Below are 14573 nucleotides of genomic sequence, written 5' to 3'. Positions count from 1 at the left end.
TCTACCATCAGCAACAAGCTGCAAAAGAGCATCTTCCATTCTATAAAAGTTTACCTTTGCCAGAGAAGGAATCTCTCCTTCAATGGTCCGCCAAGAAAGGCTTCCGTATGTTTCAGCAAAACAGAGAATCATTATAATTGAAAAAGGGAAATACGATGAGAAATACAATCCTTAGCATTCTGCTACTATTATCGGCTACCCATGCAAATGCTCAACGCATCCTATTCGTGAAGGAAGGAGCTACCGGAGACGGTAGTTCTTGGGAAAAAGCATCGGGAGATATACAAGCTATGATAAACAAAGCCTCGGTTGGAGATCAGATCTGGATAGCGGCCGGATCTTACTATCCAACTCAACAACTAAATGAGAAAGATCCTCGCAGCAAAACCTTTGTGATAAAAGAAGGGGTACATCTCTATGGTGGCTTTGCAGGAAATGAAAATGACATTGACAGCAGAACCAAAACAGACAATGATGGTGATGGCAACATCTCCGCATGGGAGTTCCAACATCGGACTATCCTGAGCGGGGATGTAGATGGAGTCAAAGACAACTGGGTTCGGAAACCGGCAAAGAATGAAAATCTGCCAATATGGACTTGGCAAGTAAGTGGGAACGAAGCCAACTGCTATAGGGTGATCACTTCGAATGGCCCTTTTGTACAAGAGACTCAACTCAATGGCCTGACAATCGAAGGAGGGAACAACACCAATGATGGCAAAGGCGGAGGGATCTACATCACAAAGAACCTATCTATAAACAATTGTGTGATAAGAAATAATGCCTGCTTCGAGTCGGCATACAATCCGGCATTCGGAGGAGGAGCATACAATGAGGGTAAAATTAGCAACAGTCTTTTCTGCGATAACCTTTGCCATTCGGAGAGGAGTATTTCCAAAGCAATGGGTGGTAGCATTTATAACCTCGGACTCGTAGAAAATAGCAGTATACAAAACTCTAATGCCAACACCCAAGGCTACCCCAACTCTACATCCTGTGGGGGAGGGATATACAATGATGACAACGGCCATGTATCTGGCTGCTCCATTCGGAACAATATCTCTTCTTCTATGGCTTTCAGCCAAGGTGGAGGCATATTCAATCATGCCAAGGTCAGTAGATGCCAAATAGCGGAGAATTTCTCCTACGCCTCCTCATCGGCTCAAGGTGGAGGAGCCTACTCTTACGGGGAAATGGAAGGCTGCACGATCTCGGATAATTATGCCAAGACACACTCCGGCAGCAACGGAGGTGTCGTCGGAGGCGGAGTATACAACGACGGGAAAATGGAGGATTGCAACATCTACAACAATATGGCAGACGGCAGTTCTTCTGTAATTGGCGGAGGAGTGGCAAACGAGAAAAATGGAGAGGTAAACAAATGTCGCATCGAAGGGAACAAGGTGGACGGGCATCAATATGCCGAAGGAGGAGGGATCTGCAACAAGGGAAAAGTGCATGGCTGCGTTATCAGAAACAATTTGGCAAATGCTTTTGCAAAAGCCTTTGGAGGAGGAATTAAGAACTTGGGCGGAGATGGCAACCCTGGACTTATCTTCGGCTGCTTCGTCAGTGGCAACAAAGCGCAAGCCAATCCCAACTCCCTACCCAAAATGGCTTATGGAGGAGGGATTGAGAACTATTGTGGCACTGTAGTCAATTGCGTTATCTATAACAACGAGATTTCGGCTCCCATAGCAAAAGGAGGAGGTACCTATACTAGCGGAACTTCTACCCAAGGAGCAAATGGATATATGTACTGCTCCACCATAGTAAACAACGCAAATGGCAACAGCATCCAAGAGAATGTATCATCAGTTATCGGCTGCATTACCGAATCTCAAAAGGCAACCCAGAACTTTGTGCGACCAAGTACTTTCGAGGGAAATCCGAGTAATGAAGCACAACAACAAGAATTACAGCAAACCGATTGGCGACTCAAGGCCGGTTCCGAATACATTGACCAGGGCCCGAACATAGGGAGCAGCTCGCTTATCCCCAATTGGGTCCTTGAGGGGAAAGACATCGCAGGAAATGCCAGAGTAAACAACCACTCCGTAGACTGCGGTGCGTATGAGTATTACTCCGACATCTCCACCGAATTGCCAACAAGTAAAGCGAACAACCCGATAGCCATATACTCGAATCCAACAAAGAGCTGCATCAGGATTGTCGGGATGTGGCAAGGGTGCATCATCCGTATCTACCAACTATCATCAGGAGAATTGGTAGATGTGCTGCAAACGACTGACAAAAACGATTGGATAGATGTCAGCAAATTACCAATGGGTTTTTATTTACTCAGGACAGAAAGTGGTGAATGCGCCAAGTGGGAAAAAGAATAAGAGTCCTTTAGATGGGCTCCCGAAAGGCAATTACTTGCCATTTTGTTGACTTTGCAGAATATGGTAATCTAAAATGAGACTGAGGGTGCAGGAGATATACTCATCGTTATGACTAAGCCCGAATGTCGAAAACAACATAGCAAGTACCGTACTGTGCAGCGGTCTCAATGGGAGGAACGGTATACAGTCCCTCATGAGTAGCCCCACAAATCTCCTTGCACGACCTCTCAAGGAGAACTTTTTAGCCCTCTCAAAACACTGATTAGGAAAAGTGTTTTGAGAGGGCTTTTTTGAGGAGGCTTAGCAAGTCATACATCTTAATCCTGCAAAACATACAAAGGAGAGGGGCGAGTCCTTGCCAAGGCAGTGAGACTGACATCCTTCCCCACTCGGATTCCCTCATAGAAAAGTCGGTTCTCTATCGTCTTCCAACACAGTTCCGGATGATTGTTGTCCTTACTCAAATGGCAAAGCCAAATATTCTCCATCTCGGGAGTGAAAACTTCGGACAGAAAATCTGCTGTGGTTTGGTTGCTTAAATGCCCACGTGGCCCGGAAACACGTTGTTTTAGAAAATCAGGATATGGGCCAGCGATCAACATCTCAGAGTCATAATTCGCCTCCACGACCAAATGCTTACTTCGGCCTGCATAGGAGCGAATAGTAGGAGTAATATGCCCGACATCGGTGAGCAGGCAAAAACGGAAATCATCGTCCCCTTCCATGTAGTAGCCGACATTGTCCGAAGCATCGTGTGGCACATCAAAGGGAGTTACCCGCAAGCCTATCAACTCAAAAGGAGTCTCCTTGTCTATAACATGTCTGAGTGAAAGGTGAGGTTTCTCCACCACGTAACGGCTCTTGTCTATCCCAGCGAAAACAGCTTCGGTAGCATAGATAGGAAGCTCGTACTTGAGCGAAGTGCGTCCTATGGAACGAATATGATCGGCATGGTCATGAGTGAGCAGGATGGCGCGAAGCTTCTGCTGCAGATCGACTCCGACAGTCTTCAGATTGGCAGCAATAGTACGTACATTGATCCCGGTATCAATCAGCAGGGCTCCCATAGGAGTCTCCAGATAATAGCAATTGCCACTACTTCCGCTGGCAAGGCTCATAAACCGGATCATGGTACTCCAAACAAACGCTTACACAATCAAATACCGTTTGTTTCGAATGACGGGACAGATTGTTCGCAGTGCCCGAAATGTCGCTGGGCAATGATTGGATCACAGCTCAACTCTCCACGCAGGGGTACCTCCATGAGTCGAGCCACTTCGTCTCGTTCGTAGCCCTGCCCAAAGAGGTACATGAGCTTAACTATTGCACACTCCGAAGTGAGGTCATAGCCGGACACCACGCCCATCTGTTTGAGATAGAGGCCAGTCTTATACTTAACCATATCCACATACCCCATGACGCATTGTGTCACATTTACGATCACAATACCTCTGCTTATGGCCAAACGGATCAAGTCGAGGAACCACGGCTCCATGGGCGCATTGCCACTCCCATAAGTCTCCAAGACAACTCCTTTAAGCCCGGGGATATCAAATGTGGCTCGCACAACATCGGGAGAAATACCAGGGAAAAGCTTGAGGAAAGTAACATGCGTATTCATACCAGTGTGTATCTCGAACTTCTTCCCCGGCTTGGGCAAAGGAGCTATATAGGTTGATTCGTAACGGATATCTATTCCGGCAAAAGCCAGACGAGGGTAATTGAAGGTGTCGAACGCATTAAACTGATCAGCCGATATTTTGGCACAGCGGTTACCCCTCATCAGATAATTCTCAAAGAAGATGCACACCTCAGGTATACGCATGGAACCGCAACTATTGCGAGCCGCTGCTATCTCGATAGCTGTAATGAGATTTTCTTTCCCATCAGTTCGCAATTTGCCGATAGGCAACTGACTTCCTGTCAGAACCACCGGCTTGCACAACCCATCTAACATGAAGCTCAGAGCAGAGGCCGTATAGGCCATCGTATCTGTGCCATGCAGGATAACAAAACCATCATATTCCTCATAACGCTGTGCTATGGTTTCGGCCAAACGAGACCACAGAGAAATATCTATTGTGGCAGAATCTACGGGAGGATCGAACTGTATGGAGTCTATCTTAAATCCAAAACGTTTTAGCTCGGGTAGGTTTTCCGACAAATAGGCAAAGTCGAAGGCTTCCAAAGCTCCCGTATCGGGGTTTTCTATCATTCCTATGGTACCACCTGTGTATATCAACAGGATGGATGCCTCGGGGGCTGTGTTACTGTCTTGCATCTTGTATCACTTTAGAGAGCGCAACGTTGAGACGAATAATTGTCCACAGACTTTTTCGGCGATAAAGAACACGAGGAAAGGCCTGCACACGGCTCCTCTTGTGGAGCGCGCAGCGCAAAGGTAATAGTTCAAGACGATAAATTTGGCATGCAACGGGCTTTGTTGGGTAGCCTTATAGGGAGGATAAGTATACAGAAATATAACAGGCCCTTTGCATCTTAATACATATGTTTTCCCATGCAGGCTCCGAAGTGTTATCCTGCTAAACAAGCATCCACAAAAATGACGTTTAGAAAGACATTGACATCTGTGGAATAATGAGCCAAGAGGCTCCTTTTTCAGACTAAAGAGCGGTATATCCGCATCATGTCTTGCGCAATGCGGTCAGCCCGGAATGCTTTGATATATTCTTGCCCTCGAACTATCATCTCCTCTCGCTTGGCTGTATCCGAGATAGCCGTTTCGAGCATCGAGGCCAACATCTCAGGATCATCGGGATCTGTATAGAGTTGGTCGGGCCCTCCGGCTTCTTCCAAGCAGCTCCCAGTGGCAGCAACAACAGGTATCCGAGACGAGAGAGCTTCGATCACAGGAATACCGAAGCCCTCAAAACGAGAAGGGTAACAAAAAACAGTTGCAGCCTGATAAATAGCAGGAAGATCAAGAAAAGGAATATTGTGGTACAGATGCACACGATCTTGCAAACCCAACTTCACAATCTTTTCTTTCACCAGATCGGTATAGGGCGTGTGACGACCAATAGCTACCAAATGTATATCCGGCAAGGGTAAGAGCGAGAGAGCCTCCACGATGAGGCCAAGGTTTTTCCGCTCCTCTATACTACCCACAAAAAGAATGTAGCTATCGGGCAAAGCATAGCGAGATTTGGCTGCTTCGGCAGCAACTTTATCAGCAATGGCAAAAGCAGGATGGCAGCCTTGGTAGACGACATCGATTTTATCGGGAGAAATATCGAAGTAATCTATCAAATCTGTTTTTGTTGTCTCACTAATGGCAACAATGCGGTCCGCTCTCCGAGCCGAGTCTCCGTATTTCTTTTTGTAGAGCAGTCTGTCGATTGGCTTATAGAAGTCCGGATAACGCATATATATCAAGTCGTGAACAGTGAGCAGCATCGGCAGGTTGGTAGTTTTGCCATGCGGAAGCTCATTGCTCAAACCATGATACAGCTCGGCTCCACTTTTTTGTACCTGACGGAGAATATCACTCGACCTCCATACCGCAGGGAAGATGCACCCCCATCGACTATCGGGTGTATGTAGGTGCAAAGGGTGCCGCTCCAAAAGAGAAGAGTACAACTCCGGTTTACCTTCCGACGGAGAGAAAAGCAGATAGCTATGCTCGGGGAAAGTTTCGGCAAGAGCCTGCAACAAGAAGCGGCTGTAGTTGCCTAAGCCGGTTCTATTATGCGTAAAACGTTTGGCATCAAAAGCAAGTATCATTTTCTACGAATTAGGGTCATCAGATAGGTAAAGTAGAGACGAGGGAGCAAACGAATTTGCTCAAACAAACTATCTGTGCGACGAATTACGGATATATTCTCAGCCAAACCACGAGATCGCTGCCTGTTGCTTGCCCCTTGCGTATCGAATACAGCCACAGCATGTGGGTGATACACAAATCGATAGCCGGCCAGATAAAGCTGCTTATATAGCAAAAAGTCTGCCGAGAGTTTCAGGCTTGTGTCGAACGGATATTTGCTCAACAATCTCCGACGGGTAAAAGCAGCCTGATGGCAGAAAAACATCTTGTGATAATTTCCTGGCTTATGTGCAGCCTTGAGATAGAGGCTCCCATCGGCACGAGGTTTCATGATATCACCATATACAACATCGGCTTCCGCATTGAGCAACGGCATAAAATGACGTAAGACATCTTCTCCGGCAAAAACATCCCCCGCATTCATGTAGATAATCCATGGGGCCGAAGCCAACTGGACAGCCTTATTCATCGCATCGTAGATTCCTCCGTCCGGCTCCGACACATAACGATCGATCACGGGGCTCTGCTCGATAAGCTCAAGACTGCCGTCTGTCGAACCTCCATCCACCACAAGATATTCCACATCGGGTCGCTTGTTGGCCCACACACTTGCTATGGTTTTCGATAGCAAGGGTTTGGCCTGATAGCATACGGTCACTATACTAAGCTGGATATTGGCAGTCATATCGAATTGAGGTGGTGAGTTGGCATTTTGTCTTTCTCGGGGTGCAAATATATCTGTGGAGAATGAGGATAAAAAAGCAGCATGAGAGAAAGAAAGGATATTCCGTACATCGCATTAAGAGGACCATCAATACACATCAGTCCCAAAGTAGTGATCCCCAGAGCCGAAAGCAAAGCATTACGAGTATGAATTGCCTCATAGCTCCATATCGCGATCCAAAAAAGCAGTACAGCAAGCCCCGGCAGACCATGGTTGAAAAGAGCTGACAAAAAGTCATTGTGCGTATGGAGAGTGTCGAGTATGGCTTTCTCTCCTCCTGTACCCCAACCGAAAAGCCAACGATCGGGATAATGTGTTACCCATCGGCTGAAAAGCTCCATCCGAACCTCATCCTGAAGGAAGGTTGGACGAAAGTACCACAACACAAACAGCACAGAGACAAACAAACTCATAAGAACAACGGAGAAAATCCTGATTTGCCTTGCGGACGGACGAAATCGAAGCAAACAAAAATGCAACAGCACCAATACTCCCAATATACAGAGAGCCAATAATCCATAGCGAGTCTGTTGGGCAAAAGCATAGGCAAACATCAGCAAGTAGTAGAAGAGTAACTCCATACTCCTCATTCCGGGACCTTTAGTTCGGTACATCCACAGGTTGCAGAGCCAAATTGTAAGCATTAGCCAGATAGAGAATGTAGGCTGTATGGCATGTGCCCACGACAACAGCAAAGCATAAGATACAAAAGGAAAGGGAGCCCCCGAAAGAGAAAAATAATACTTGTCGAAAGTCAGAGCTATCATGGGGTTCATACCCAGAATTGCCGTGTAAAGGAGATAGACAGAAAAGCAAAAAGCCAGATAAAGAAACAGCAGGCGCCCTGCAAGGACAAAGAAGCGCATGACTTCGGCCTTTTTGGGGCGGTAGAGACAAGCAATGAGAGGAAAGACAAAAAGAGAGATCCGCGTTTGACCGGTTTTCCAGGCATATTCAGTCGGCCCCCAAAGCATCCCGATAAGCTGCAGAGCACCGTAAGCAAGCCAAGCCCACTGCAACAAAGTAGGCCTTTCGGGTTTACGCTTCTCTGCAAAAGCATCGAGAGTAGCCAATGCAGCAATGACAATCAGGCCATACAAGCAATACATAGGTGTATAGAACCAATAGTAGGCAGAGAGGGCTGCAACAAAGGGGATCCATCGCCGATACCTTCCGCCGGAATGGGGGAATATCCCCTTCCTCAGCAGAGGCAACAGGAGTAGGGGTAAGCCGAAAAAAACATACCGAAGCAATTTGTTGCCTTGCATCAAGTGACTATCAAGCACCGACTCTGTCTCTGTCAAGGGTAGCAAATCGATATACCGAGCTATGCACAGCAGCAAAAAGAATAGACCAAGACCTCCACCAATCAGCCACAAAAAACGGCGAGAAGCTGTCAGAGAGGGAAGAGGAGAACAAACTTTCATATGATTATATATTCTGTCCTGTTGGGATGGATCTATCCAAGAAAAATCTCATCACTCAACTCCGGGCAAACATCATACCTCGGATACATATCCGTCAAATCCTTATTGCTCAACTATGTAAGACACAGAGATTGCAAAATATCGGAAGCAAAAAAGAGGGAGCATATTTGAGGTATGCAACCACCAAAGCTGAATGCCGATAATAATGCACAGCTACTACTGTATTAAGCGATAGTCTCAAAGATAGCCTTCCGGAGTACATGGGGCAAAGATAAACATGCCTGCCCAATTTCTCCTTTTCTCAAGAGTATTGAAGAAGAGCTGTACCTCTGCAATACAAATATGGGGCTGTGTCAAAACAAACATTTTGGCACAGCCCCTCCTTGTAGGGTGTCTCAAACCACCCTCTTTAGTTCAAATCACTTGGCAAAGAAAATCTTACGGGTCTTACCATTGTTCAGACGAACGATATTCACTCCTGGCTGAAGCTCTGAAAGGCGATGGCCGTCCACACTGTAGATAGCGACAACTGAGGCTTCTCCCTCGGGCAACACTTCCTTGATGGATACGTCGCTCGATCCTTCATAATCGATCCACCCTGCATCTCCTTTCCATTCTTGAGGAATCCATCCTTTACTTTTAGCTGCAGCTACTTGTTTTTTTGTACAGATATTGCCTTCCTTTCCGGTCGTATTGTCAATAACACCCAGGAAACTCTTTTCTCCATCTGTTTCGGTAGAAACAGGTAGAGATGCTATAAGATTATCCATTGACTGTCCTTGGATCTTGTTCAAAGAACAAGCCAGCTCTGTCAGCTGCTTATTCTTTGACAAATCAAGTTGAGAAAGTTGATTGTCAAAGCACCAAAGCTCCTCCAGTTTGGTATTCTTCGTCACATCCAACGAAGTGAGTTTATTACTGGAGCAATGTAGCTCCAACAGCTCCGTGTTATTCACCACATTCAGCAACGTTATTTGGTTGGCAGAACAATTGAGGTCTGTCAAATTCACGTTCTTCGTCACATCTAAGGAAGAAATTCGGTTTTCCTCACAGTGAAGCTCTGAGAGAAGGAGGTTCTTCGTCACATCCAATGAAGTGAGTTGGTTTTCCTCGCAATCAAGCTCTGAGAGCGAAGGGGCCTTCGTCACATCCAACGAAGTAAGCATGCTCGAACCGCAGTCCAAGAAGGTAATATCACCTTTGAGAATTATTTTCCCATTAGCATCGGCAATCGTGTACTCTTTGCCTTCTACAAGAGTGGCTCCCTCTACGGAGAAGGCCCCATTGGCCTTGATTTCCAATTCGATTGTTTCTCCCACAGCTTTGGAAGTTGTGAGAGTAATTTGATTTTGAGCCACAGCCGAGGTGGCAGTGAGCATCGCTGCAAAAGCGATAAGCATGCTAAATAAATACGTTCTCTTCATAATCACATTCTTAAATTTTCTACTGCGCCCAATTTGCACAAACACAAACATAAATAGAGAATGGGCAGCTCTCTCTTCTGTTTCTACAGGGACTTACATATCCGTCTGTTACTCCATATTCGGTGATCCTGTTATCCAAGAAATAATTTTATCGGAAAAAGGATCTTCCTTCGGAGAAAGAACCCCTATCCAGCAGCCATGCTCATCGATCATAAACTTCTGAAAATTCCATTTCACCGGGGCATCTTCCACCCCATTCTCTTCTTTCTCAGTAAGCCAATGATAGAGAGGGGCCATATCCTCTCCCTTCACGGAGATTTTTGACATTATCGGGAAACTGACATTATATTCCGTGGAACAAAAAGCTGCGATTTCTTCGTTAGAGCCAGGCTCTTGTCCCATGAAATTATTGGCAGGAAATCCCACAACCACAAAGTTTTGATCCTTGTATGTACGATACAGCTCCTCCAGCTTGGAGTATTGAGGGGTAAGTCCGCATTTAGAGGCTACATTTACAACCAATACTTTCTTTCCCTTGAAGGAGGCTAACGACAGCTCTTTTCCATCGATAGTCTTTACGGAAAAATCATGAAACGTTTTCTTTTGCGCATTCAGGGTCAGGGCAAAGAGGGAAAACAGGATTGTCAAAGAAATAGATTTCATAATGCACCACAACTTTTATGAGACCATGCTATTGCATGATCTTCGGTTATACGAGCGAAGAAACGATTTTTTTGCAGTAACACATCATCCCTCTTCTCAATAAAAACACAGGGCGCAACTTAAAGTATTATCATCTTTTATCGGCGGATTGCTTTGTTTACAAAAAGGTAGCAATGAGCAAGTTTGGTTGGAGCCCTCAAAAGTGTAATTATTCATCTATTTCTACATCTTTATATTTCTTTTTCTCTCGACTTTCCACCCAAATTGAGAGGTTTTAGGCTTCTTTTTCTCTCCTTCTTCTGATGCTCATGGGAGGCTCTTTGATTAACACAGGAGAGAGCAAAAATTCTCTCCTGAGGAAAATATTATTCTCTCCTGTGTTAGCAAAATTTCTCACAGGAGAGAATTTGCCCCCTTTCAGAATGCCCTATTCATCGACATTTTGAGGTGTCAGAAAAATGCAAAAAAGAGGTGAGGTTCCTCTTGTCTGTACAGTCCCTTTTATCCTATTTTCTCTGGTTTTCGCCATGGCCAAAAATTTACAAAACACACCAACTTCAACAGAAGAAAAACAAGCTCTCTCTTATCTGCTTTTTTTGAGATCACTACTCAATACGACAAAGCTCCAATATGTGCTTATATGATCTCCTCAAAGTAGTAGTTCCCAGGATTTCTCTCCCAAAAACAAAGCAGGCCACAGCAATACAGCTGCAGCCTGCTCGTATTTATAATACCTTATTGTAGGGATCAGTTAGCCGGTCCGATAAGCAAATGATCTCCGGTATCTTCCACGATGTTGCGATAATACTTTTCATCGTAGCCCGGTTGATTAGGCATAGGGGTATTACCATTTTCATCACGCAAGAACTTGCCATCCTTCTCCTTTTTGACATTCCCGTCTATATACTTCACCAACAGATACTCGCCCAACTGTTTCCATCGTGCTGTAGCAGCATTGGAGTTGAGCGCACAGAACTGATTGAGGAATGTCGTTGCCTGAGCTGGGTCTTGTCCGAAAAGCTCCAATGCTTTTTTGTCTGCCATGGGCACCAATTGCGCATCGTAGCTTCCTTCCAACTCACGTTGTACCTTGCGAATATCTTCTATCATGAAGCTGTATTTGTGATAAGCCATATTGGCCACCCAGTTGTGAATCCAGAAAGAGCTAGTCCAAGAGAAAGTAAGCATATCTCCATTGCCCTGTCGATAGCATTCGGGCACCTCGGTCACGCTACAGTAAATCGGAGTAAAGACAGCCATATCGGCATCATCCGTACCAAACCACAAAACCCCTCCTATGGGGTCGGGCAGCTCCGAACGCAGCTGACCAACAAAGACCCAACCGGTTTGCTGTGTAGCAATAGCACGTTCATTGACATACTCTTTGCCATCAACAACAAAAGTCATCGGTCTCCAGCGGTAGGGCACATGGTAGGGGCCTGCTCCAACATCTTTGGTCATATCCAGACATGTCCCTTCGTAATGATCACGCATCATATCACGGACATCGCCTACAGAGAGTTTGCGGTCGGGTTTGATGTAGAGAGGCATAGGCGTATCGCTCTTGCCCAAGATGAAATTTTCATATTGCTTGGCATCTTTGCTAAACTTATTGAAGAAGGCAAACACACGGCCTTCGCAGCCCCTCAAGCCGGTTGCATCATAAGGATTATAAGCTGCCTGGAAGCTAAAATCTTTGTCCTTACCACTGAAGTAGCCCATCTTGCGAGCAAAAGAAACCACATCTTTGGAGTACATGCAGTTCGCTTTGTCCTTGAATGGGATCTGCTGTATACGAGCTTGGTTGGCATGCCCACTGATAGCATCGTCGGGGATACGAATAGCTACCCATACAGCTCCTTTCTCATGCTTGCCCTTACCAATGAGTTCCAAAACCCAAACCTCATTCTTATCGGCAATGCTAAAGCTCTCCCCACTACTGTGGTATCCATACTTCTCTACCAAGTCGGTCATTACCTTAATTGCTTCACGGGCTGTCTTCGAGCGTTGCAGAGCAACATAAATCAGACTTCCATAGTCCATAATGCCATTCGGCTCATGCAACTCCTTGCGTCCTCCCCAAGTACTCTCACCAATGAGGACTTGATGTTCGTTCATGTTGCCGATCACATTGTATGTCTCGGGGGCCTCGGGTATTTCGCCCAGATACTTGTAGGTATCCCATTCCACGATCTTACGCATCGTTCCTTTGGCATGTTTGCCAGCCGGATAATGGTAAAGCTCTCCATAGAGTACATGAGAGTCTGCCGAATAGGAGACCATTACAGAGCCGTCTTTCGAGGCTTTCTTACCCACGATCAGATTAGTGCAAGCCGATGCCTCGGGCATACGCAAACCCGCAGTCAAAGCAACAGCCAAAGCTGCGAATAGAAGTTTTACTTTCATCTTGTATTGTGTTGTTTTAGGTGTTGTCAGTTGGATTATACAGTGAGCAGAGAGCTAAACAAAAACACGCACAGCTGCCGGTTGTACGACAATCTTAATTTCCTTGCCCATCTCAATCGGTTCCCCATCCAGATGTACCATGCCCGAAGAAGAACGCTCCACCACCAACTCTTTGGCGGAATAGCGATCCAGGTGTTTATTACTACCTATTTTCCCAGTGAATAGCTGCAAGGCCAAGACTGGCCCCTGTACTTGCTTCACAGGACTAATCACGACCACATCCATGATCCCGTCTTCAAGACTTGCACCGGGGGCGATATAGGCATTATTGCCATACTGTGGGGCATTGGCTACCGTGAGGACGAAGGCCTCTTGCGAAAAACATTGCCCGTCTATACACAGATGATAAAATTCCGGCTTATAAGTGAGAAACTCCGATACTGTAGTGAAAACATATTGCAGAGGGCCTCGCCGAGAGGCTTTGGAGAACTCTTCGCTCACCTTAGCATCAAACCCCAAACCACAGGTACAGAAAAAGGCGTGATCATTAGCCATACAGCAATCGATAGTGCGGACATTGCCTTTGACAATGCGATCTATAGCTCCTGTGATGGTCATGGGGATATGCAAAGCTCTGGCCAAACCATTGCCGGAACCTTTGGGGATAATGCCCAATGTAACATCAGTATGCCTCAGGACAGAGGCGATCTCATTGACAGTGCCATCTCCTCCTACCGCTATCACTGCCTCAAAACCCATCTCTATCGCCTGATGTGCGATCTGAGCGGCGTGACCTGCACTCTTGGTGTAGGTAACAGCCAACTGATGGTCCGTGTCTTGAATAGCCTTGGCCAATCGAGAAGGGACTTGGCTCTTCTCCCCAACTCCAGCTATGGGGTTGATGATAGCAAGAATTTTCATCTCGGTGACTGATGGAGGAACAATCTCTGCTCGGCCAATTCGGCATACTTGGTACCCGGCCGACCATAGTTGCAGTAGGGCAATATGCTGATACCACCACGAGGGGTAAAGTCTCCCAGTACTTCTATATACTTGGGATCCATAAGTGCGATAAGATCTTTCATGATGATGTTGACACAATCTTCATGGAAAGCTCCATGCTGACGAAAACTAAACAGGTAGAGCTTCAAGCTCTTACTCTCCACCATTCGTTCACCCGGGATATAGTCAATATAAATTGTGGCAAAATCGGGTTGAGACGTGATGGGACAAAGACTGGTAAACTCGGGGCAGTGGAAGCGCACCCAATAGTCATTATCAGGATGTCTGTTGGTAAAAGCCTCTAACACTTCGGGTGCATAATCCTGCTTATAATCAACTTTGCTACCAAGGGCACTCAACTCTTGATCTCTATCTTTCGTACTATACATCGAAATAGCTTAATAATAAAACATCTGTGTCGCAGCCTACAAATTCGACTACAAAGCCCCGGCTACGACAGCTTGGCTACAAAGAAAGGCTTTTTTCTACAAACCTCTGTGCCGCAGCAGCCTCCTATCAAGGCAACTGCATCAGAATATGTTTTCCTTGGATTGCGAATCTATCGAATTATCTGCTGAAGATAGCAGCACTCCTTTGGTGGAGGTGCAACATAGGCAGCCAATTGGCGTGTCAAGGCTGAACTCCCGGTAGAAGTATGTTGCAACATGAGCTAAGCAACATGTTTATCATAGCCCTACCCTCTTATTGTGTAATGATCAAATGCATCCGATAATCCAAGAGGCGAGAAAATCCTTCGTTCCTTGACCGAATTAGCTTTTGTACAAAAACAAACGGCTG

At 46.0% G+C, this 14573-nt stretch carries 11 protein-coding genes; 1 reads left to right on the top strand and 10 read right to left on the bottom strand.

Annotated elements, in window-relative coordinates; genetic code table 11:
* Positions 1-155: 155 nt before the first annotated feature.
* Positions 156-2345 (top strand): hypothetical protein, encoded by a 2190-nt coding sequence (locus B5D48_RS01310; RefSeq protein ID WP_023937877.1) that lies wholly within the window; start codon positions 156-158, stop codon positions 2343-2345.
* Between the two features lie 317 nt (positions 2346-2662).
* Here B5D48_RS01310 and B5D48_RS01305 read toward each other — a convergent pair whose 3' ends face one another.
* The 10 genes from B5D48_RS01305 to queF all read right to left on the bottom strand — a co-directional run bounded on the left by B5D48_RS01305 (position 2663) and on the right by queF (position 14164).
* On the bottom strand, positions 2663-3475 hold the full coding sequence (locus B5D48_RS01305; protein WP_042120358.1) for an MBL fold metallo-hydrolase: 813 nt from the start codon (positions 3473-3475) through the stop codon (positions 2663-2665).
* Positions 3476-3501: 26 nt separating this feature from the next.
* Positions 3502-4626: an asparaginase gene (locus B5D48_RS01300; protein WP_023937874.1), complete on the bottom strand. Its 1125-nt coding sequence runs from the start codon at positions 4624-4626 to the stop codon at positions 3502-3504.
* Positions 4627-4964: 338 nt separating this feature from the next.
* Positions 4965-6089: a glycosyltransferase family 4 protein gene (locus tag B5D48_RS01295; protein WP_023937873.1), complete on the bottom strand. Its 1125-nt coding sequence runs from the start codon at positions 6087-6089 to the stop codon at positions 4965-4967.
* The gene (locus tag B5D48_RS01290) at positions 6086-6814 is read right to left on the bottom strand and encodes a glycosyltransferase family 2 protein (RefSeq protein WP_023939271.1); all 729 of its coding nucleotides are present in this window, start codon (positions 6812-6814) and stop codon (positions 6086-6088) included. Before B5D48_RS01290 ends, B5D48_RS01295 begins: the two co-directional genes overlap by 4 nt.
* Positions 6811-8280, bottom strand: coding sequence for an O-antigen ligase family protein (locus B5D48_RS01285; RefSeq protein ID WP_023937871.1), 1470 nt, complete (start codon positions 8278-8280; stop codon positions 6811-6813). The genes B5D48_RS01290 and B5D48_RS01285 overlap by 4 nt, the downstream gene beginning before the upstream one ends.
* A gap of 419 nt (positions 8281-8699) precedes the next feature.
* A complete protein-coding gene (locus B5D48_RS01280) occupies positions 8700-9704 on the bottom strand; it encodes a leucine-rich repeat domain-containing protein (protein ID WP_143742783.1) in 1005 nt (334 codons plus the stop codon).
* 108 nt (positions 9705-9812) lie between these two features.
* A complete protein-coding gene (locus B5D48_RS01275) occupies positions 9813-10367 on the bottom strand; it encodes a glutathione peroxidase (protein ID WP_023937866.1) in 555 nt (184 codons plus the stop codon).
* Positions 10368-11114: 747 nt separating this feature from the next.
* Positions 11115-12773 carry a dipeptidase gene (locus B5D48_RS01265; protein ID WP_023937860.1) on the bottom strand — a complete coding sequence of 553 codons (1659 nt, stop codon included), beginning with the start codon at positions 12771-12773 and terminating at the stop codon, positions 11115-11117.
* Positions 12774-12827: 54 nt separating this feature from the next.
* Positions 12828-13694 carry a diacylglycerol/lipid kinase family protein gene (locus B5D48_RS01260; protein ID WP_023937859.1) on the bottom strand — a complete coding sequence of 289 codons (867 nt, stop codon included), beginning with the start codon at positions 13692-13694 and terminating at the stop codon, positions 12828-12830.
* A complete protein-coding gene (gene queF, locus B5D48_RS01255; RefSeq protein ID WP_023937858.1) occupies positions 13691-14164 on the bottom strand; it encodes a preQ(1) synthase in 474 nt (157 codons plus the stop codon). The genes B5D48_RS01260 and queF overlap by 4 nt, the downstream gene beginning before the upstream one ends.
* Between the last annotated feature and the right edge of the window lie 409 nt (positions 14165-14573).

Source organism: Porphyromonas crevioricanis, from assembly GCF_900167225.1.
In the GTDB taxonomy this organism is placed as follows: Bacteria; Bacteroidota; Bacteroidia; order Bacteroidales; family Porphyromonadaceae; genus Porphyromonas; species Porphyromonas crevioricanis.
The sequence above is the reverse complement of the archived record's forward strand: the minus strand, read 5'-3'. Positions and strand labels throughout refer to the sequence as shown.

Excerpts from the sequence above, each read along its gene's own strand:
- B5D48_RS01310 (WP_023937877.1), top strand. The coding sequence starts at position 156 with ATGAGAAATACAATCCTTAGCATTCTGCTACTATTATCGGCTACCCAT.
- B5D48_RS01305 (WP_042120358.1), bottom strand. The coding sequence starts at position 3,475 with ATGATCCGGTTTATGAGCCTTGCCAGCGGAAGTAGTGGCAATTGCTAT.
- B5D48_RS01300 (WP_023937874.1), bottom strand. The coding sequence starts at position 4,626 with ATGCAAGACAGTAACACAGCCCCCGAGGCATCCATCCTGTTGATATAC.
- B5D48_RS01295 (WP_023937873.1), bottom strand. The coding sequence starts at position 6,089 with ATGATACTTGCTTTTGATGCCAAACGTTTTACGCATAATAGAACCGGC.
- B5D48_RS01290 (WP_023939271.1), bottom strand. The coding sequence starts at position 6,814 with ATGACTGCCAATATCCAGCTTAGTATAGTGACCGTATGCTATCAGGCC.
- B5D48_RS01285 (WP_023937871.1), bottom strand. The coding sequence starts at position 8,280 with ATGAAAGTTTGTTCTCCTCTTCCCTCTCTGACAGCTTCTCGCCGTTTT.
- B5D48_RS01280 (WP_143742783.1), bottom strand. The coding sequence starts at position 9,704 with ATGAAGAGAACGTATTTATTTAGCATGCTTATCGCTTTTGCAGCGATG.
- B5D48_RS01275 (WP_023937866.1), bottom strand. The coding sequence starts at position 10,367 with ATGAAATCTATTTCTTTGACAATCCTGTTTTCCCTCTTTGCCCTGACC.
- B5D48_RS01265 (WP_023937860.1), bottom strand. The coding sequence starts at position 12,773 with ATGAAAGTAAAACTTCTATTCGCAGCTTTGGCTGTTGCTTTGACTGCG.
- B5D48_RS01260 (WP_023937859.1), bottom strand. The coding sequence starts at position 13,694 with ATGAAAATTCTTGCTATCATCAACCCCATAGCTGGAGTTGGGGAGAAG.
- queF (WP_023937858.1), bottom strand. The coding sequence starts at position 14,164 with ATGTATAGTACGAAAGATAGAGATCAAGAGTTGAGTGCCCTTGGTAGC.